Below are 18,458 nucleotides of genomic sequence, written 5' to 3'. Positions count from 1 at the left end.
GGCTACGCTCGGCGGAAATTCAGGGTCTCGCCCTGCGCGCCCCCGCGCCACAGGTCGTTGCAGGCCTCGGCCATCCGGTCGAGGCCGTCGACCACCTCGCCCCAGACGATGCCGGGGACCCAGCCGACGTCTCCGTTGAGCAGTAGGTTGTTGCGTTCGTAGAAGAGGGCCAGGTCCACGACCGTGGCGCCCGCCTTGACGTCCGCGGCCGGTTCGTACCCATAGGACTGAGTGCCCAGCTGCGTCCCGTTGAAGGAGAAATAGCAGAGGTCGCCGGGAATCGGAGTGACTGTCGGATTTTCCAAGGGCGGCTCGCGGTCCGCGAAAGCCGGAAAGAGGGCGTAGATCTCATTGCGGGCGTACTTCGCGTGATAGACGTCTTCGCTGAGCGGAAGCGCCTCCCACACCGCCGCGCAGGTCACCGGGGCCCGGTCGTCGAGCAGCCTTGCCGTGCACTGAACTCCCCGCTTGGCGAGGGAGACTTCGATGAATCGGTCTGCCATGTTTCCCATGCTCCTCCCTGGGTCAAGAGGACAACGATTGCATCAGAGGCTGAAATTGGCCCGCATATCTTGCGTCACGGCGGGTAGCCGCGCGCCCATGGCTCCACCACTTGGGAACAACGAGGGATTCATCGGGAAAGCAGTCCGCCGCCGCTCCCTGCTCACCGGAGCGGGGATGGCGGCACTGGGGATGTTCGGGGGCGCGGCCTGCAGCCGGGTGCCGGAGGAAGGGAAGGTCGAGGGCGGAGATCTGCTGGACCGGCTGCGTGACGCCGGTGAGGTCAGGATCGGTGTCGCGGGCGAGGTCCCGTTCGGATATATCGACGAGAACGGCGAGGTGACCGGCGAGGCACCGGAAATCGCCAAGGTGATCTTCCCTCGCCTCGGTGTGCCCAAGGTCAAGGCGGTGCCCACCAAGTTCGGCGCGCTGATCCCCGGGTTGACCCAGGCGCGGCAGTTCGACGTGGTGTCGGCGGGCATGTACATCAGCCCGGTCCGCTGCGAGCAGGTGCTGTTCTCCGACCCCGACTACCTGATGCTCGACTCCTTCATCGTGAAGAAGGGCAATCCGCACGGGATCAAGAAATACGAGGACATCGTGAAGAAGGGCCTGAAGCTCGCGAGCGGCACGGCCTACGCGGAGATCGACACCGCCAAGAGGACCGGAGTGAAATCCGTCCTCGTGGTGCCCGACCAGGTGGCGGGCGCCGACGCCGTCGCGCTCGGCCGTGTCGACGCCTTCGCCGGGACCGCGGTCACCGTGCGCGACGTGGTCAAGGGCAACCCGAAGGTGGAGGCCTCGAAGCCCTTCCAGCCGATGGTGGACGGCGAACCGGTCTACGGGTCGGGGGGTTTCGCCTTCAGGCTGTCCGAGAAGAACCTGCGGGACGCCTTCAACAAGGAGCTGCTCAAGCTCAAGGAGAGCGGCGAACTGCTCAGGATCGTCAAGCCGTTCGGTTTCACCGAGACCGAGATGACTGATCTGACGGCCGCGAAGCTGTGTGCCCCTCCGAAGGGAGCCTCCTGATGATGTCGTCGCAGTTCTTCGAGAACTGGTTCCTGCCCGGTGTCTGGATCACCGTGCAGGTCACCCTCCTCAGCGCGGCCCTCGCCTTCGTGATCGCCTTCCCCATCGGGGTGCTTCGCACGTCCCGTCTCTGGATCGTGCGCTTCCTCGCCGGGATGTACTTCGAGATCTTCCGCAGCACCTCGTCGCTGGTCTTCATGTTCTGGATCGCGTTCACGGTGCCCATGCTGTTCCGGATCAGCTTCGAGCCTCTCTTCGCGGGTGTCATCGCCCTGGGCATCACCTACGGGGCGTACGGCTCCGAGATCGTGCGCGGCGCGCTCGCCGCGGTGCCGCCTGCTCAGCGCGAGGCGGGCATCGCCCTGAACTTCACGCCGACGCAGCGGCTGCGCCGCATCGAACTGCCGCAGGCCTGGCCCGAGATGCTGCCGCCCTTCAACAACCTGCTCATCGAGCTGCTCAAGGGCACGTCCCTCGTCTCCCTCATCGCGGTGGCCGACATGACCTTCGCCGGCGATCTGGTCCGTCTCGTCACCACCGACAGCGGGCCGATCTACACGCTGCTGCTCGGTCTGTACTTCGTATTCGCGTTCATCCTCACGCGCGGTATGCGGCTCCTTGAGCGGCATGCCAAGAAGGGCGTGGGGCAGGCTCCCGAGAAGCTGGGCCTGTTCAGTGGAGTGCGCTCCAAGTCGTCGATCGACGTCATCACCGGCGGGGGTGCCAAGTGAACTGGGACTGGCAGAACGTCGACGACTTCATGCCGCTCTTCTGGGACGGCGTGTGGATCACTCTCAAGGCGCTGCTCTTCGGCACCTTGATCGCCTTCTCGCTCGGCATGGTCTGGGCGATCGCGCAGCGGTCGGAGAAGAAGTGGCTCCGCTGGCCGGTGACGGTGTTCACCGAGTTCATCCGGAACACTCCGCTCCTGGTCCAGCTGTTCTTCCTCTTCTACGTGGTGCCGGAGTGGGGCCCGTCCATGTCCCCGCTCACCACGGGCATCGTCGGGCTCGGTCTGCACTACTCGACGTACACGTCCGAGGTGTACCGGGCAGGCATCGAGGGTGTCCCGGAAGGGCAGTGGGAGGCGGCCACCGCGCTCAGCCTCTCCAAGCAGCGCACCTGGACCTCGGTGATCCTGCCGCAGGCCGTGCGCCGGGTGATCCCCGCCCTCGGCAACTACGTGATCGTCATGCTGAAGGAGTCGCCGCAGCTGGCCGCCATCGGCGCGCTCGACATGCTGGGCGAGGCCCAGGGATTCAGCCAGGCGACCTTCACGTACGAGGCGATCAGCATCGTCGGTATCGCCTTCATCGTCATCGCCTACCCGGCCTCTCTTCTTCTGCGAGTTTTGGAGCGTCGTCTTGTCCGCTGACAGCAGCACTTCCCAGGAAACCCCCAACCCGGCCGTCGACGGCAGCGAGCTGATCCGCTTCGACAAGGTGGTCAAGCGCTACGGGTCCAACACGGTCCTCGACCAGCTGGACTTCTCCGTGGACTCCGGCAAGCACGTCACCCTGATCGGCCCGTCGGGATCCGGCAAGACCACGATCCTGCGCCTCCTGATGACCCTGGTGAAGCCCGATGAGGGCACCATCAAGGTGGGCGGCAACTACCTCATGCACGAGGAGAAGAACGGCAAGATCGTCCCCGCGGGCGAGAAGCACATCCGGGAGGTCCGCAAGAACATCGGGATGGTCTTCCAGCAGTTCAACCTCTTCCCGAACATGAAGGTCCTGCGCAACATCATGGAGGCGCCGGTCAGCGTCCTCGGCCTGCCCAAGGACGAGGCGGAGCAGCGGGCGCGTGAGCTGCTCGACCTGGTCGGCCTCGGCGACCGCTGCGACGCGTACCCGACGCAGCTCTCCGGTGGCCAGCAGCAGCGGGTCGCCATCGCGCGCGCCCTCGCGATGCGCCCGCAGGTGCTGCTGCTCGACGAGGTGACGTCCGCGCTCGACCCGGAGCTGGTGGCGGGCGTGCTCGACGTCCTTCGCGACATCGCGCACACCACGGACATCACGATGCTCTGTGTGACCCACGAGATGAACTTCGCCCGGGACATCTCGGACCAGGTCCTCATGTTCGACTCGGGTCGGGTCATCGAGTCCGGTTCGCCGGAGAAGATCTTCACCGAGCCGGAGCACGAGCGGACGAGGGAGTTCCTCAGCGCGGTGCTGTAGAGCGCCGCTCACCCAGTGGCAAGGAAGATCAGGACGAGGCGGGGCCGTGGCGTGCTGTCACGACCCCGCCTCGTCCCCGCCTCGTCCGGCCTTGTGGCCAGTCCCGCAGATACGGGGGAAGCCACGGGAGGTCTCGCCCACTGGGTCATGACTTTGGCATATGCCAGAGTGGCGCGTTCCTGCTGGAAGGGCCACAAGGCGCCGCCAATCTCGTCAACAGCCGCTCCATTTCGGCCCCTTGGCGGCTATCGTGGACGGAGCCCAGCTGTCCGGAACCGTTCCACGCAGGGGGAAGCCGTGGCGCTGAAGCACGAGTCGGCCACGCCGCATCATTCGGTGCAGAGCGCCCTGCGGGTGCTTGAGATAGTCGCCGGGCGGAGCTCCGGGGTGACCGACACCGAACTCGCCCGCCAGACGAAGCTGCCCACGCCCCAGCTCGCCGCCCTGCTGCGTATGCTGCGCCGCGAGGCGTACGTCCAGCAGCTGGCCGACGGTGCGTACGTCACCGGCGCGTCCCTCACCCGGCTCGGCTCGGCCCACCGGCGCGCGCAGGACCTCCGGGAGAAGCTCAAGCTGACCCTCGACGAACTGCGCGACTCGATCGGCGCGGCCGTCTACATCAGCCGGTACGAGGACGGCGAAATCAAGATCACCGACTTCGCGGACGGCCCCCGCACCCCGAAGGTCAACGAGTGGGTGGACTTCCGCTCCTCCGCGCACGCCAGCGCGGTCGGCAAGAGCCTGCTGACCCAGCTCGACCTGAACGGGCGCAGGGACCACCTCTCCCGCCACAAGATGGCCAGGCTCACCTCGCGGACGATCACGAACGAACGCGTCCTCCTGAACCGCCTCGCCGCCCAGCCCGCCACGGTTCCGGTGCTCGACCTCCAGGAGTACGCGGTCGGCACGGTCTGCGCCGCCGTCCCGATCACCGCGGGCTCCGCGGTCGGCTGCCTCGCCCTTTCCCTGCCGGTGGAGCACGCGCACCGGCTGCGGGAAGCGGCAGAGACGCTGAACCGCGGGGCGGCGCCGGTGCTGCTCTCGCTGGCGATCTAGAAGCAGGCTCCAGGGGTGCTCGGCCGCGGTCCGGAGCACCCTCCGAGACCAGGTATTATTGTCGAGTCAACAGGCGCCGTTAGCTCAGTTGGTTAGAGCAGCTGACTCTTAATCAGCGGGTCCGGGGTTCGAGTCCCTGACGGCGCACAGACAGTGAGAAGCCCTCCGCGGAAGCGGGGGGCTTCTTTCGTTTCGCGGGAATCCCCGGGATGCGGGAGGCGTGGCTGGAGACCGGTGATCATCGCGTCGCCGTTGTCGAGGGGCTCCGGCGGTCGGGGCGAGTCGTGAGCTGTGCGGCGCTGTTGCTCGCCATCGTCTTCGGCGGTTTCATGACCGGTGGCTTCTCGCCGATCCTGCAGATCGGGCTCGGTCTGACGCTCGCCGTCCTCATCGACGCGACCGTGGTCCGGATGTTCCTCGTACCGGCGACGATGACGCTTCTCGGCCGTCGTGCCTGGTGGGCGCCGCCGTTGCTGCGGAAGATCCATCAGCGGTACGGGCTCCGCGATGCGGCGGCCGACGCCCCCGTACCGGTCAGGCCAGCACCACCCAGTCCATGAGCAGCGCGGCCACCAGGCCGACCGCGAGGAGATAGCTGCCCAGCCGGGTCCGTCCTCGACGGCTGAGTTCGATCACCAGGCCGCAGAGGACGAGCAGTAGCCCGTACACCCCCACGACCAGGACGGACGAGCGGCTCGCCAGGCGTACGGCGAGCACTGCGGCCGCCGCGGCCATCAGCAACGATGCCGCGGCGATCCGTATGCGCCGGGCCTGGCGCGGGGTGAGTCCTGCCCTTGTCTGGTCTGACGTGCTCATGGTTCTGGATCGTAATCGACCATACCGGTGGCCAGTGCAAGGATCGGCGGGGTCGGGTGGGGGAACAGGCTCCCGGCAGACTTCGCTCACGCCCCCGGCAGCAGCTCCTCCCGCCCCTGGGCCCGGTACCGGGCCCGCAGCTCGTCCAGGTCGGCGGGGGTCAGACGGCGGTAGGACCCCGCCCCGGGCACCGGCACCCACCACACCGGGTCCCCGCATTGGAACCCCGCCCTCCGCAAAGCCCCCCGCGCCACCTTGTTCGTCGCCGTTACCGGCATCTCCCCCACCACCCGTACGTAGGCAGGGGCCATCTTCGTACCCAAGTCCGGTTGGGAGAGGAGGAATTCCGCGAAGGCCAAGGGGTCGAAAGCGACCCCGGGGGGAGGTGCGACCGCCGCCATCACCTGATCCCCCGCCACCGGATCCGGCACCGCGTAGACCGCCACCGCAGCCGCCCCCTCCCACCGCGCGAGGATGCTCTCGATCATCGCGGCGGCGAGGTTCTCGCTGTCCACGCGGAGCCTGTCATCCGTGCGGCCCGCGAAGTAGAGGTAGCCCTCCGCGTCCCGGTAGAAGAGGTCTCCCGTCCAGTACCAGCCGCCCTGGAGCCGCGCCGCGTCCGCCTCCGTATTGCGCCAGTACCCCTCGAAAGGGCTCCGGCCCTTGTTCACCAACTCCCCTATCGCGACATCCCCGTTCAGGAGCCTGCCGTCCGCCGTGAACGCGGCCGGCGGGCAGCTCCGGCGCGTCCCCGGGTCCACCACCGCCAGGTCGTCACCCGGCGCCGCCCGCCCGATCGCCCCGGACGGAGTCCCCGGCGTCCGCTGGATCGCCGCCCCGCCCTCCGAAGACCCGTAACCCTCCACGAGCCGTACCCCGAACCGTTTCTCGAACCGCGCCGCGTCCACCGCCCCGGCCTCCGTGCCGAAGCCCATCCTGAGGGGGTTCTCGGTGTCGTCGGGACCCTCGGGCGTCGCCAGGACGTACTGCACCGCCCGGCCCACGTACGTGAAGTACGTCGCCCCGTAGGTCCGTACGTCCGCAAGGAAGGCGGAGGCCGAGAAGCGGCCGCGCAGCGCCACCCCCGCACCGGCCGCCAACGCGGGCGCCCAGTCCGCGATCACCGCGTTGCCGTGGAACATGGGCATACAGATGTAGTGGATGTCCGCCTTGCCCAGCTGGAAGTGGGTGATCAGGGACTGGCCCGCCGCTGCCAGGCGGCCCTGGGTGCAGATGGCCGCCTTGGGCGCCCCCGTAGAGCCCGAGGTGAAGTAGAGGAGCATCCGGCTGGAGGGGGTCGCGGTTCGCGATATGTGTGGGTGCGCGTCCGCGTAGGGGGCCAGCAGCTCGGCGTATGCGTCTGTGTCCGTCACCAGGATTCGTACGCCGGGGAGTTGTATGCCGTCCAAGAGCGGCAGGTGCGCCTTTTCCGTTATCAGGATCGCGCAGTCCGTGTGCGTGATGTCCCGCGCCAGTTCCGCGCCCCTGCGCGTCGGGTTGATGCCCGCCACCGCCACCCCGGCCAGCGCGGCAGCGCTCAACCAGAGGGGGTATTCAGGGGTGTTGTCGAGCAGCACGCCGATGTGCGGCTCGACCCCGGCCGGCAGCAGGTCGGCCAGCAGCGCCGCTCTCGCCGCCGCGCCCGATGCGACCTGGTGGTGCGTCAGCTCCCCCTGCTCGAAGTGCAGTCCGGGACGGTGGTCGCCCCAGCGTGCCTGTACGAGTTCCGCGACGGTACTCCCGGTGGCCTTCATGGCCGCGCACCATAATTGATGGGCCGTCAGATAGGGAGGTCTACGGGAAGTCCGAGCTCGACATGTCGTTCGCCGTCACCAAGAAGAAGACGCAGAAAGCCAGCATGACGCCGAAGAAGCACAGCAGGCCTATCGTGCTCGCCGCATTCTTGACCGGGCTCGGCGCGTGCGCCGTCGCCCTCTCGGGGCGCTCCGCCGTGTAGTGCACGGTGACGAAATCGCCCTCGATCGTCGTCGCGGGGCCGTTCTCCTCCTCGAAGCGGACGGGGCGGCCCGCCGCGGACGGCGTGAACTCGTAGACGTGGTGCAGCGTGGTGGTGGTGTGGCTGCTGTCGTTGCGGCTGCTCGTGGTGGTGTACGTGCGCAGGCAGCGCGCCTCCGCCGTCAGGCCGCTCGACCACGCGCTCCGTAGCTCCAGGGAACGCCTGATCACCTTTACCGCCATCGCGATCACCGCCGCGGCGATCAGCACCGGTACCGCGACGAACATGAACTCCATGGTTGTCCCCCGACATTCTGTTGCTCCGCGCACGCCGTCCTGGTCGTGGACGGCGTGCGCAGAACCTACCCGCGGGGAGGGCTGTGGAGCCTCAAGCCCTGCTCAGAACTTGACGTCCGAGCAGGCGTAGAACGCGTTCGACGTGTCGGCGACCGTCCACACCGCGACGATCACATGGTGTCCGCTTCTGCCACCGGGGATCGTCCCGGAGTGCGAGAGCGTGGCGGGCGGCTGCTGGCCGTTGTAGGGGACGTCGAGGAACGGGGCGGTGTCGAGCGCGGCCCGGGTCACCGCCTTGCTCTCGTCCCAGCCCTGCTTGGTTATGTAGTACTTGAAGTCCGTAGTGCGGTGGCGTGCCGTGAACTGCCAGCGGAAGGTGTAGTTCTGACCGGCGCCGACACTCGTCGTCGGCCAGGCACCGCCGCCCGGCGCCTTCGGCTGGTTGAGCGAGTCGAAGCCGCCGTTGCCCGCCGAGCAGATCTTGCCGTCGGCAGGTCCTGCCGCCGGGAAACCTTTGGGGCCCTCGACGCTCTGGGGTTCGTACTGGATGGAACCGCAGCCGCTCACCGTGCCGTTGGCACAGTTGATCTGGCGGCTTGCCGGTAGGTCGGTGTAGCCGTGACTGCTCGCGCCACCGGACGAGAGCGCGAAGGCCCCGACCGTGGTGACGCCGAGCATGGCCGCGTACATCTTCTTGTTTCGCATGCTGCCGCTCCAGGGGGACGTGGGGATTCCGTGAGCTGTGCGCGCGCCTGCCGTGGTGAGTACTGCGGTCTAGACCAAGGCAAGATTATGGGCGGTAGTTGAACATGTCCATACCAATAGTGGAGAGGATCCGGCCGCATCGGTGGCTCGATTTCTCCACCAGACCGCCGTTGGGGGTGTCGTTCTCCGCCACCCACTCGGCCGCCCCGTCAGGGGATTGGCCTCCTGCCAACTGCCGCTCGATCAGCCTCAGTTGGCGTACCTCCGCTGGTGCCCCCACGTACCAGCACTCCGCCATCAGCTGTCGCGCCTCGCGCCAGCCGGGCAGATCGCAGGCGAGATAGTTCCCCTCGGTGACGACAAGGCGGGCGGTCGGCGGGACGCGGTGCCGGGCCGCCACCGGCTCGTGCAGGGTGCGGTCGTAATCGGGTACGTAGATGTCGTGGGCGGTGTCGGTCAGGACCCGGGTGAGCAGTGCGACGTATCCCCTGACGTCGAAGCTCGGCTCCGAGCCCTTGCGGGAGGTCAGGGACAGCCTCTCCAACTGGGCGTTCGAGAGGTGGAATCCGTCGAGCGGCAGATACGCGGCGCCCTCGCCGGCCGCCTCCACCAGCGCCCGCGCGAGCGTCGACTTGCCCGCACCCGGCGGCCCCGCGATCCCGATGAGGGTGCGGGGCCGGTTCGCTGTCAGATTCCAGGCGTCCCTGGCGAGGGTCGCGAGGGTGGGAGTGGGGGCAGGGGGTGTTTCGTGGTCATCGGTCTCCATGGCCCGTATAGAACGCCACCGTCAGGTCCTTGACCAAGGCCTTGCGCTCGTAGTCGTCGAGCTCGACCAGGCCGCGCGTCGTCAGCCGGGCCACCGTGTCCTCCACGGAGTCCACCACCGAGGTCAGCACGCTGTCGCGGTGCCGCGCGTCCAGTGCGGCGACCCGGCGCAGGCGCATGGTGTCGGCGATCTCGGGGGCGTACTCGATGCGGGTCGGCTGGGCCGAGAAGATCTCGATGCCGACCGGATCGACCTCCGCGGCGACCATCCGGGTCAGCATGTCGCCGACCGCGTCCGCGTCGCGCAGGGTCGGGGTGTCGTCGTGGAAGGCGTCGGCGGGCAGCCGGGACAGGACGCGTGCCGTCGCCGCCTCGACGCACTCACGCAGATACTCCTGGTGGTCGGCGACCCCGAGCGTCGCCCGCGCCGCGTCCTTGACCCGCCATACGACGAGGACGACGACCCGCAGCGCGACCCCGCCCCGGTCCACCGCGGGCATCGGCTCGCTGCGCCAGTGGCGGAGGCGTACGTCGACGCGGCGGCGCAGGAGGAGCGGGTTGACCCACATCAGACCGGTGCGGCGGACGCTGCCCCGATAGCGGCCGAAGAGTGTCAGCACCCACGCCTTGCCGACCCTGCCGCGGGCCAGCCCTCCGAACCCGAAAAGGGCGAGGGCCCCCGACCCCGCGAGCGAGGCCCATTGTGCGAGGCCGAGACCCGCGTACGCGTCGTACCCCTCATATCCGTCGGCCCCGGGCAGCCGCACCGCCAACGGCTCGGGCAGCACCCCCGCCCACCACAGCGCGGCCGTGCACCCGGCGGCGCCCGCGACCCCGCCGAGCACCCCGACCGCGCCCGGCAGCACACGCGCGGGGCGCTCGCCGAGCGACGGATCGACGACGGGCACGGGCCGGGCGGACGGCGCCGCCACGGACCGCCGCGTGGTGCGCGGCTGCTCGCCCGTGCCCTGCCTGCGCCGCACCACGGCGGGTGCGAGGGCGACTCCGGGGTCGCCGGGATCGTCACGGAAGAGCAGATGGATGGGGATCTCGGTGGTCGCCTCGTTCTGGATCAGGCGGGGCGGCCGTGGGGCGGTGTCCGGAGGCTCGTCCGGCTGCGGGGCGGCCTCTGGCCGTGGTGTCGTCGCGCTCATCCGTTCCTCCGTGGTCATGAGAACAACCGCCGCCAGGTCTCGGGGCCCGGATACCCGTCGGCCGCCGCGCCCCGCCAGCCCTGCGCCCGCTGGAACGCCTCGACGTTGCGGCGGTCGCTCTCGCTCCAGCGAGGGCCAGGACCCTGGGCGTAGTGCTTGCCGAAGCCCTTCTTCACCAGCTGTCTGCCGAGCTTCTCGACGGCCGGGCTTGATCGGCCCGGACGGAACACCGCACTGCCGGGGTACACGGGCGCCCTGCCGTGGGTGCCGCCCGCGCCCGCTCCGGCGCGCGGGATGTCGCGGCCCTTGCCCGTCATCAGGTACGACCAGGTCGTGGGGCCCGGCAGACCGTCCGCGTTCGCGCCGGTCCAGCCCTGCGCCCGCTGGAACGCCTGCGTGGCCCTGCGGTCCGCGTCGCTCCAGCGCGGTCCCGGACCGGTCTTGTAGAAGCGGGCGCCGCCCCGGCCGACCAGTGCCTTGCCGAGCTGGGTGACGTACTTGCTGTCGGCCCCCGGACCGAACGAACCGGCACCGGGGTAGCGCGTCCCCGTGCTCGGACCCGAGCCGCCGGGGACACCGCCCTTCACTCCCTTGAAGCGGTACGGCAGATAGCGGCTCCCATTGCTCCAATAGGCATAGGGAGTCGTCTGCACACGGGCATGCGGGCGGGTCTGTTCGTACGCGGTGTATTGCGTGTGCGACGAGTCCGTCCAGCCACCGAAAATCGTCACATGCGAACCCTTCTCGGGGTTCTCCGGATTGTGGAAGAGAAGGATGTCGCCGGGTTGGAGCTGGCTCTTCGTAATGCGGACGGCATACGAGGAGAGGCTTCCCGTCCATTCATTGCCGCCGAGATTCCAGGCCATCGAGACAAAGCCCGAGCAGTCCTGCCGGTAACCGTCTGGGCCGTACGTGTCCATGTTGTACGGCACCTTCGCCGCGACCCACTTCTTGGCGCGGGCGAGGATCGCGGCCCGCGTCGTCGGCCGCACCGCCTGCCCCGCCGCGGGCCCCGGAGCTCCCGGCTCGCCCGGCGCTCCGTTCAGCGCACTGGTGCCACCCTGCGGGCCGGGCCCCGGCCCCTCGTCCGAGGGGAGCCAGGGTGACGTGCCCGGTGGTCGCACCGGGTGGTGGCCCGGACCGGCCGAGCCAGTCGCACCGGCCGTCCCAGTCGCACCCGCCGCCGTGGCCGGAAGAACCTGGCCGCCGCCGAACACCGTGCCCGCCGCCGCTGCCAGGACCAGCGCCCGCCGCGCGCCGTGCGCCGCCGGGTGGCCGCCCTGCCGTACGGGGAGTGCGTGGGTCATGGCTCGTCGCCAGTGAATACATCCGGCGCAGTCGCAGTCGCTCTCGGGGTCGAATTCCTCGAATACCGGAGCACCCTCCATGCGATTCCCCTCACACACCGAAAAAGAATGCCTGTGTCCCATCTGCACAGTCGTCAGCTTCTCAACTGTCGGGCGATATCGCATGTTGACGGTCCGAATGATGGATCCGCCCGCATTCGCCTCCGCTTCACCTCCGCGCCACCCGCCCCGACTCGCCCCGGACAATGCCCCGCAGCACGCCGGCGGACCGCCCGGTGGTCCGGAGCACCTGTCCGCGTCCGGTAGAGTTCTCCAGGTCAGCGCGCGCCGTTAGCTCAGTTGGTTAGAGCAGCTGACTCTTAATCAGCGGGTCCGGGGTTCGAGTCCCTGACGGCGCACAGACAGCGAAAGCCCTCCGTTCACGCGGGGGGCTTTCGTCATGCCACCACCGGCGCGGGTACCGCTAACGTTGCGCCATGGCGCGCGACATTCAGGAGCGGATCAAGAAACTCATCATCGACCAGCGGCTGCCCTCCGGAGCCTCCCTGCCCACCGAGCCCGAGCTGATGGAACGCCTCGGCGTCAGTCGGAACTCCGTGCGAGAGGCCCTCAAGGCACTCCAGGCGATGGGGATCGTGGAGATCCGGCATGGTTTCGGCACATATGTCGGACCCATGTCGATGGCCCCCATGATCGAGGGGCTCACGTTCCGCACGGTGGCAGGGCACTACCGCGGCGAGGACAGTCTGCTCCAGCTCCTTGAGCTGCGGGAGGCCGTGGAGACCGGACTCATCGCGCGCCTCGCGGGCCGCATCCCCGCTCAAGATCTGGCCGAACTCGATGCCCTCGTCGACCGGATGGACGCCGAAGCGGCGTCCAGCGACGGCCAGATCGATCGGTCTGGCGCGGTTCACACCGAAACCGACCGCGCATTTCACGCCACTCTCTACCGCTGCCTGCGCAATCCGCTGCTCGGCGAAGTCCTCGAGGCCTTCTGGGACGCCTTCCACAAGGTACGTACCGATCTGGTGGACGTACCGCAGGATCCGAAGGTCACCTGCCACCAGCACCGCGAGATCCTCGACGCGGTCCGGTCCGGCGATGTGCTCCGGGCCGAGCGGGCGATACGGGAACACTTCGGTAATATTCGAACGCGATTGACTGCTCCTGCCCCAACAGGCAACTAAAATCGCTCGTATGACCGGTAAACACCTTGTTTCGCTCTTGCGATCATGGCTAGGGGCGTAGAACCTTGTGCTGGAGCCATTGGCTCTCATGAGGCAGACGGTGCGGGGCAGTTGGGGGGCCTGGCCGTCGCCCGCGGGGGAGGGGCGGGGGCCCCGTTCACGAACAGATGCCGAGGGGGCATCATGCAACCGGAAGGTAGCTGTTCCATGTCTAAGGGGACGGGGACCTGCCACTGATGCGCCCGTGAAGGTCGAGGGGGATCCGACCGGGCGGAAGGACCAACGAACACGCGGGCGACCGCGTGCGGGGGGATGACTCATGACGTCGACGCCGACGGGCGCCCGGCCGAACGACCCGTCAGAGACGACTCAGCTGCGGGTGCCATCGCACCGGACTGGGGGTTTCCGGCGTATCAAAAAAGCGCTGCCGAAATACGACTACGAGCACTACAGCCGTCTCGCGGGACCGCTCACACAGCCCGATCCGAACAAGCCGTACAAGGTGCAGTACCGCTCCCTGCTCTCGCAGGAGCCGCACCGGATCCGGGCCGCCCTGATGCTGGGCGCGGCGCCGCTGCTCTCGCTCGTGCTGCTCGCCTGGCTGCTCCAGCCGACGCACTGGACGAAGCGCGACTATGTCGCCAACGACTGGCTGCCGACGCTCGACATCGTCATGCTCATATCCATCGGCCTGATCGAGTTCTTCCGCTGCATGAACGTGCTCTCGAACGCGCACGCCACGCTCGTCGCCCGTGACCCGATACCCGTGGTGCCCGAGACCGGCACCCGTGTGGCCTTCCTCACCTCCTTCGTGCCCGGCAAGGAACCGCTGGAGATGGTGACGAAGACGCTGGAGGCGGCCGTCAAGATCCGGCACCGCGGCCTGATGCACGTCTGGCTCCTCGACGAGGGCGACGACCCCGCCGTCAAGGAGGTCTGCCGGCGGCTCGGCGTGCACCACTTCTCCCGCAAGGGCGTGGCGAAGTGGAACATGAGCAAGGGCCCGCACCGCGCCAAGACCAAGCACGGCAACTACAACGCCTGGCTGGACGCGCACGGCAGCGACTACGACTACTTCGCATCGGTCGACACCGACCATGTCCCGATGCCCAACTACCTCGAGCGGATGCTCGGCTTCTTCCGCGACGAGAACGTCGGCTTCGTCATCGGCCCGCAGGTCTACGGCAACTACGACAACTTCATCACCAAGGCAGCCGAGTCCCAGCAGTTCCTCTTCCACGCCCTGATCCAGCGCGCGGGCAACGCCTACGGCTCCCCCATGTTCGTCGGCACGAGCAACGCCGTACGCATCAGCGCCCTGAAGCAGATCGGCGGTCTGTACGACTCGATCACCGAGGACATGGCGACGGGCTTCGAGATCCACCGCGCCACGAACCCGAAGACGGGCAAGAAGTGGAAGTCGGTCTACACGCCGGACGTGCTCGCGGTCGGTGAAGGTCCCAACGCCTGGACGGACTTCTTCACGCAGCAGCTGCGGTGGTCGCGCGGGACGTACGAGACCATCCTGAAGCAGTTCTGGAAGGCGCCGTTCTCGCTGCCTCCGGGGCGGTTCTTCAACTACACGATGATGGTCATCTTCTACCCGATGTCCGCCATGAACTGGATCCTGGCCGCGCTCTCCTGCGCGCTGTTCCTCGGCATGGGCGCATCGGGCGTGAACATCGACCCGACGATCTGGCTGATGCTGTACGGCAACGCGTCGGCGCTCCAGATCGGCCTCTACATCTGGAACCGCCGCCACAACGTCTCGCCGCACGAGCCCGAGGGCTCCGGCGGTATCGCGGGCATGGTGATGTCGGCGCTGTCCGCGCCGGTCTACGCACGCTCGCTGCTCGACGCCGTACTGCGTCGCAAGAGCAAGTTCGTGGTGACCCCCAAGGGCGATTCGGCAAGCCCGGACACCTTGTTCGGCACGTTCCGGATCCACCTGTTCTTCATCCTGGTCTTCTGCGGTTCGATGGTCGCCGCGTTCATGTTCGACCACGTCCACCCGGCGATGATCACCTGGGCCACGTTCGCCCTCCTCATCACGGCCGCGCCGATCTTCGCGTGGCGGTGGGGTATGCGGCAGGACAAGAAGAAGCGCAAGTCGAACCGGGGCCAGGGCCCTTCGGGGCCGCCGTCAGGCGGTGGGGACCCGATGGTGCCGCAGCAGCGCGACGGTGAAGACGCCACGACCCAGCTGCCGCAGGTGCCCGGGGCGCCCCAGGCACCGCACGCGCCGCAGCAGAAGCCCAGCTGGGCCTCGAACGACCAGACCATGCAGATCGCCCTTGGGGGACGTAAGAAATGAAAGACCGTTCCAGCCGCCGCCGCGCCCGCCGCATCGCGATAGGCGCGGCGGTGGTCATAGCGCTGGCCGGGATGAACGGCCCGTGGCTGTGGCGCGTGGGGTCGGAGAAGTACCACGACTACAAGATCAACAAGCCGGAGTACAAGGCCGACAACGGCCACTGGCAGGTCGTGAACTTCCCCGAGGAGTACCGCCAGAACACCATCCACGCGGCGCTCCTCCACACGGGCAAGATCCTCCTGGTCGCCGGGTCCGGCAACAACCAGAAGAACTTCGACGCCAAGAAGTTCGACACCCGCCTGTGGGACCCGGTCAAGAACACCATCAAGAAGATCAAGACACCCGTCGACCTCTTCTGCACCGGCCACACCCAGCTCGCCAACGGCAATCTCCTCATCGCGGGCGGCACCCAGCGCTACGAGAAGCTCAAGGGCGACACCACCAAGGCCGGCGGCCTGATGGTGGTGCACAACGAAGACCCGGACAATCCGATCACGCTGCCGTCGGGCACGCGGTTCACCGGCAAGAAGAACGGCAAGACGTTCGTCTCCAAGGACCCGGTGGTCATCGAGCGCGCGAAGAAGGTCTTCGACAAGGCGACCGGCGCGTTCGTCCGCAACGAACCCGGCCTCGGCCGCGTCTACGTCGAGGCGCAGAGGAGCGGCACGAAGCACGAGACGGGCACGCAGGACAACTACCGCGTGCAGGGCCTCAAGGGCTCGGCGACGCGCAACACGTACGGCATCGCGCAGAAGCTCGCCCTGGACAAGAAGGACTTCCAGGGGATCAAGGACACCTTCGAGTTCGACCCGGTCGCCGAGAAGTACATCAAGGTCGACCCGATGAACGAGGCCCGCTGGTACCCCACGCTGACCACGCTCTCGGACGGCAAGGTCCTCAGCCTCTCCGGCCTCGACGAGATCGGCCAGCTGGTCCCCGGCAAGAACGAGCTGTACGACCCGAAGACCAAGAAGTGGACGTACACCAAGCAGAAGCGGCAGTTCCCGACCTACCCCGCCGTGTTCCAGCTGGAGAGCGGCAGGCTCTTCTACTCCGGTTCGAACGCGGGCTACGGCCCTGACGACGTCGGCCGCAAGCCCGGCACCTGGGACCTGGAGGAGAAGGGCAGCTGGAAGGGGATTCCGGGGATGAGCGACCCGAACCTCCTGGAGACCTCCAACACGGTCGAACTGCCGCCCGCGCAGGACCAGAAGTACATGGTGGTCGGCGGCGGCGGTGTCGGCGAGTCCAAGAACTCCAGCAAGAAGACCCGCATCGTCGACCTCAAGGACGACAACCCGAAGTTCGTGGACGGGCCCGAGCTGGAGAAGGGCACGCGCTACCCGCAGGCCTCGACCCTGCCCGACGACTCGGTGCTCATATCCGGCGGCTCCGAGGACTACCGCGGGCGCGGTGACTCGAACATCAAGCAGGCGCGGATCTACGACGCCAAGACGGGCAACATGAAGCAGGTCGCGGACCCGGAGGTCGGCCGCAACTACCACTCGGGCTCGATCCTGCTTCCCGACGGCCGCGTGATGTTCTTCGGCTCCGACTCGCTCTACTCCGACAAGGCCAACACCAAGCCCGGCGAGTTCGAGCAGCGCATCGAGATCTACACCCCGCCGTACCTGTACCAGGGGTCGCAGCCCACGCTCAGCGACGGTCCCAAGGAGATCAAGCGGGGCGGCTCCGGGACGTTCAAGACGCAGCACGCCTCGTCCATCAAGACGGCCCGCCTGATGAGGCCGAGCGCGTCGACGCATGTGACGGACATCGACCAGACGTCTGTGGCCCTGGACTTGAAGAAGTCCGCGGATGGCGTCACGGTGACGATCCCGCGGGAGCGGAGCCTGGTGGAGTCGGGCTGGTACATGCTCTTCGTCACGGACGATCAGGGCACGCCCAGTAAGGCCCAGTGGGTGCACGTGCCGTAAGGAGCGCCCCATAAGGGGCGCGGGGCTGTGACATGTGCGGCTCCGCCGCGGGGCGCGCTCAGCGCGCGAAAAGCCGCAGTCGCGTCTGCTCAGTAACTCGGCAGACGCGACTGCGGCTTTTCTGTGGTTGCTCGCGCAGTTCCCCGCGCCCCCTACGGGGCGCTGTTACTTGGCGGCCTCCGCCAGCTTCAGCGCGTACTCGGGCCACCAAGCCCCCGCCTTGGGCCCACCGCGACAGGTCCCGTCGGACTCACCAGGTCGCTTGACCCAGAGGTACGCGTCGACAAGCGGGTCGCCCGTTTTCGTGGTCGGCGTCTCGCCCAGCGCCCGGCCAGGGGGATTGCACCAGGTGTCCTTGCCCTTGGTGTACGGCCCGTTGCCATTGCGCGCCGTGTCGATGACGAACGGCTTGTTGCCGATCTTCGCCGACAGCTTCTTGCCGAACTCCGTACTCGCCTCGGTGCTCTGGAAGTTGGAGACGTTCACCGAGAAGCCGTCGGCCTGCTCGACGCCCGACCACTTCAGGGGCTCCCAGAGCGAGTCGGGGTTCTTCCAGCCCGCGTTGCCCGCGTCCAGGTACACCTTCGTGTTCTTCAGGGACTTGAGCTTCCCGATGGCGCCCTTGAGGAGGTCGTACCGCTCCTCGTGGAACTCCTCCGGCGTGCAGTTGTCGACCATGTGGAGCACCGCGTCCGGCTCCAGGATGACCGTGGCGCCGCGGTCGCCGATACCCGCGGCGACCTGGTCGATGAACTTCCGGTACTCGTTGCCGTCGGCCGCGCCACCGCCCGAGTACTGACCGCAGTCGCGGTGCGGGATGTTGTAGACGACCAGGAGCGCGTCGCGGTTCGCCTTCTCCGCGGCCTCGGTGAAGCCGCGCGCCTGGTCCTCCGCGTTCTCCGGGATGATCCATTCCGGGACCGGCTGTTCGGCGATCTTGCGGATCAGCTCCGCGTCGTCCTTCTTGCCGTCCTTCTCGTACGAGGTGACCTGCTTGGCGGCGTTCCCGTCCGGGTTGACCCAGTACGGGTCGGTGCCCTTCGGCTGCTGTTTGATCGGCTGACCCGACGACTCGTCGCCGTCCTTGCCGTCACCCGAGGAGCACCCCGCCAGCAACAGCGCCGCCCCCGCAAACGCCGCCGCAGCCTTCACCCCCCGGCCCGCGATTCGATGACCGCGGCCGGTGCCTTTGTGGTACATCCACTCCCCCTTGGGTGCACTGTCCGATTCTCAATCCTGACATACGCACTCCCA

Annotated in this window: 17 protein-coding genes, 2 tRNA genes and 1 pseudogene; 11 read left to right on the top strand and 9 right to left on the bottom strand. The window is 67.9% G+C overall.

Translation table 11 applies throughout. The features are described 5' to 3' along the window. Positions 1-2 precede the first annotated feature (2 nt). A complete protein-coding gene (locus ACGFSB_RS00915) occupies positions 3-503 on the bottom strand; it encodes a DUF3830 family protein (protein WP_393392110.1) in 501 nt (166 codons plus the stop codon). Between the two features lie 97 nt (positions 504-600). Here ACGFSB_RS00915 and ehuB point away from each other — a divergent pair, with 97 nt between their 5' ends. From ehuB to ACGFSB_RS00880, 7 genes and pseudogenes are all read left to right on the top strand, one after another. Further along, on the top strand, positions 601-1,530 hold the full coding sequence (gene ehuB / locus ACGFSB_RS00910; protein ID WP_393392107.1) for an ectoine/hydroxyectoine ABC transporter substrate-binding protein EhuB: 930 nt from the start codon (positions 601-603) through the stop codon (positions 1,528-1,530). A 2-nt stretch (positions 1,531-1,532) separates the two neighbouring features. Further along, entirely contained in the window at positions 1,533-2,261 is a 729-nt protein-coding gene (gene ehuC, locus ACGFSB_RS00905; protein ID WP_393393741.1) for an ectoine/hydroxyectoine ABC transporter permease subunit EhuC, read from the top strand. Further along, positions 2,258-2,905: an ectoine/hydroxyectoine ABC transporter permease subunit EhuD gene (gene ehuD / locus ACGFSB_RS00900; RefSeq protein WP_393392105.1), complete on the top strand. Its 648-nt coding sequence runs from the start codon at positions 2,258-2,260 to the stop codon at positions 2,903-2,905. Before ehuC ends, ehuD begins: the two co-directional genes overlap by 4 nt. Beyond that, entirely contained in the window at positions 2,895-3,710 is an 816-nt protein-coding gene (gene ehuA, locus ACGFSB_RS00895) for an ectoine/hydroxyectoine ABC transporter ATP-binding protein EhuA (protein ID WP_393392103.1), read from the top strand. Before ehuD ends, ehuA begins: the two co-directional genes overlap by 11 nt. A gap of 297 nt (positions 3,711-4,007) precedes the next feature. Next, the gene (locus ACGFSB_RS00890; RefSeq protein WP_393392100.1) at positions 4,008-4,766 is read left to right on the top strand and encodes an IclR family transcriptional regulator; all 759 of its coding nucleotides are present in this window, start codon (positions 4,008-4,010) and stop codon (positions 4,764-4,766) included. Between the two features lie 73 nt (positions 4,767-4,839). Further along, positions 4,840-4,913: transfer RNA gene (locus ACGFSB_RS00885), tRNA-Lys, on the top strand. A 62-nt stretch (positions 4,914-4,975) separates the two neighbouring features. Beyond that, positions 4,976-5,326 (top strand): annotated as a pseudogene (locus tag ACGFSB_RS00880) (MMPL family transporter); the annotation flags it as partial. On the opposite strand, the gene ACGFSB_RS00875 reads toward ACGFSB_RS00880, so the two are convergent. The 7 genes from ACGFSB_RS00875 to ACGFSB_RS00845 form a co-directional block, all read right to left on the bottom strand. Continuing rightward, positions 5,301-5,582 carry a hypothetical protein gene (locus ACGFSB_RS00875; RefSeq protein WP_393392097.1) on the bottom strand — a complete coding sequence of 94 codons (282 nt, stop codon included), beginning with the start codon at positions 5,580-5,582 and terminating at the stop codon, positions 5,301-5,303. The pseudogene ACGFSB_RS00880 and the gene ACGFSB_RS00875 overlap by 26 nt on opposite strands. Positions 5,583-5,668: 86 nt before the next feature. Further along, positions 5,669-7,336: an AMP-binding protein gene (locus tag ACGFSB_RS00870; protein ID WP_393392095.1), complete on the bottom strand. Its 1,668-nt coding sequence runs from the start codon at positions 7,334-7,336 to the stop codon at positions 5,669-5,671. A gap of 40 nt (positions 7,337-7,376) precedes the next feature. After that, positions 7,377-7,835: a DUF3592 domain-containing protein gene (locus ACGFSB_RS00865; protein ID WP_393392092.1), complete on the bottom strand. Its 459-nt coding sequence runs from the start codon at positions 7,833-7,835 to the stop codon at positions 7,377-7,379. 102 nt (positions 7,836-7,937) lie between these two features. Continuing rightward, positions 7,938-8,540: a lytic polysaccharide monooxygenase gene (locus ACGFSB_RS00860; protein ID WP_393392089.1), complete on the bottom strand. Its 603-nt coding sequence runs from the start codon at positions 8,538-8,540 to the stop codon at positions 7,938-7,940. A gap of 85 nt (positions 8,541-8,625) precedes the next feature. Next, a complete protein-coding gene (locus ACGFSB_RS00855) occupies positions 8,626-9,306 on the bottom strand; it encodes a nucleoside/nucleotide kinase family protein (RefSeq protein ID WP_393392086.1) in 681 nt (226 codons plus the stop codon). Then, positions 9,293-10,459 (bottom strand): SPFH domain-containing protein, encoded by a 1,167-nt coding sequence (locus ACGFSB_RS00850; protein WP_393392083.1) that lies wholly within the window; start codon positions 10,457-10,459, stop codon positions 9,293-9,295. Before ACGFSB_RS00850 ends, ACGFSB_RS00855 begins: the two co-directional genes overlap by 14 nt. Before the next feature lie 14 nt (positions 10,460-10,473). Next, complete coding sequence (locus ACGFSB_RS00845) at positions 10,474-11,847, bottom strand: peptidoglycan-binding protein (RefSeq protein WP_393392080.1); 1,374 nt, start codon at positions 11,845-11,847, stop codon at positions 10,474-10,476. Positions 11,848-12,090: 243 nt separating this feature from the next. On the opposite strand from ACGFSB_RS00845, the gene ACGFSB_RS00840 reads away from it, so the two are divergent. The 4 genes from ACGFSB_RS00840 (at position 12,091) to ACGFSB_RS00825 (ending at position 17,204) form a co-directional block, all read left to right on the top strand. Then, a tRNA-Lys gene (locus ACGFSB_RS00840) sits at positions 12,091-12,164 on the top strand. A gap of 78 nt (positions 12,165-12,242) precedes the next feature. Continuing rightward, on the top strand, positions 12,243-12,953 hold the full coding sequence (locus ACGFSB_RS00835) for a FadR/GntR family transcriptional regulator (RefSeq protein WP_393392077.1): 711 nt from the start codon (positions 12,243-12,245) through the stop codon (positions 12,951-12,953). A gap of 319 nt (positions 12,954-13,272) precedes the next feature. Then, entirely contained in the window at positions 13,273-15,267 is a 1,995-nt protein-coding gene (locus tag ACGFSB_RS00830; RefSeq protein ID WP_393392074.1) for a glycosyltransferase family 2 protein, read from the top strand. Beyond that, entirely contained in the window at positions 15,264-17,204 is a 1,941-nt protein-coding gene (locus ACGFSB_RS00825) for a galactose oxidase-like domain-containing protein (RefSeq protein WP_393392072.1), read from the top strand. The genes ACGFSB_RS00830 and ACGFSB_RS00825 overlap by 4 nt, the downstream gene beginning before the upstream one ends. A gap of 165 nt (positions 17,205-17,369) precedes the next feature. Here the strand turns inward: ACGFSB_RS00825 and ACGFSB_RS00820 are convergent, their stop codons facing one another. Further along, on the bottom strand, positions 17,370-18,404 hold the full coding sequence (locus ACGFSB_RS00820) for a glycoside hydrolase family 6 protein (protein WP_393392069.1): 1,035 nt from the start codon (positions 18,402-18,404) through the stop codon (positions 17,370-17,372). Positions 18,405-18,458: the final 54 nt, after the last annotated feature.

Source organism: Streptomyces sp. NPDC048441 (assembly GCF_043200235.1).
GTDB lineage: Bacteria > Actinomycetota > Actinomycetes > Streptomycetales > Streptomycetaceae > Streptomyces.
Note: the sequence above shows the minus strand (reverse complement) of the source record. Positions and strands in the feature narration are given on the sequence as shown.

Bases quoted from the DNA above. Each gene is read 5' to 3' on its own strand.
- ehuC (WP_393393741.1), top strand. From the start codon at position 1,533: ATGTCGTCGCAGTTCTTCGAGAACTGGTTCCTGCCCGGTGTCTGGATC.
- ehuB (WP_393392107.1), top strand. From the start codon at position 601: ATGGCTCCACCACTTGGGAACAACGAGGGATTCATCGGGAAAGCAGTC.
- ACGFSB_RS00835 (WP_393392077.1), top strand. From the start codon at position 12,243: ATGGCGCGCGACATTCAGGAGCGGATCAAGAAACTCATCATCGACCAG.
- ACGFSB_RS00865 (WP_393392092.1), bottom strand. From the start codon at position 7,835: ATGGAGTTCATGTTCGTCGCGGTACCGGTGCTGATCGCCGCGGCGGTG.
- ACGFSB_RS00850 (WP_393392083.1), bottom strand. From the start codon at position 10,459: ATGAGCGCGACGACACCACGGCCAGAGGCCGCCCCGCAGCCGGACGAG.
- ACGFSB_RS00860 (WP_393392089.1), bottom strand. From the start codon at position 8,540: ATGCGAAACAAGAAGATGTACGCGGCCATGCTCGGCGTCACCACGGTC.
- ACGFSB_RS00845 (WP_393392080.1), bottom strand. From the start codon at position 11,847: ATGGAGGGTGCTCCGGTATTCGAGGAATTCGACCCCGAGAGCGACTGC.
- ACGFSB_RS00820 (WP_393392069.1), bottom strand. From the start codon at position 18,404: ATGTACCACAAAGGCACCGGCCGCGGTCATCGAATCGCGGGCCGGGGG.
- ACGFSB_RS00855 (WP_393392086.1), bottom strand. From the start codon at position 9,306: ATGGAGACCGATGACCACGAAACACCCCCTGCCCCCACTCCCACCCTC.
- ACGFSB_RS00870 (WP_393392095.1), bottom strand. From the start codon at position 7,336: ATGAAGGCCACCGGGAGTACCGTCGCGGAACTCGTACAGGCACGCTGG.
- ACGFSB_RS00830 (WP_393392074.1), top strand. From the start codon at position 13,273: ATGACGTCGACGCCGACGGGCGCCCGGCCGAACGACCCGTCAGAGACG.
- ACGFSB_RS00825 (WP_393392072.1), top strand. From the start codon at position 15,264: ATGAAAGACCGTTCCAGCCGCCGCCGCGCCCGCCGCATCGCGATAGGC.
- ACGFSB_RS00875 (WP_393392097.1), bottom strand. From the start codon at position 5,582: ATGAGCACGTCAGACCAGACAAGGGCAGGACTCACCCCGCGCCAGGCC.
- ACGFSB_RS00915 (WP_393392110.1), bottom strand. From the start codon at position 503: ATGGCAGACCGATTCATCGAAGTCTCCCTCGCCAAGCGGGGAGTTCAG.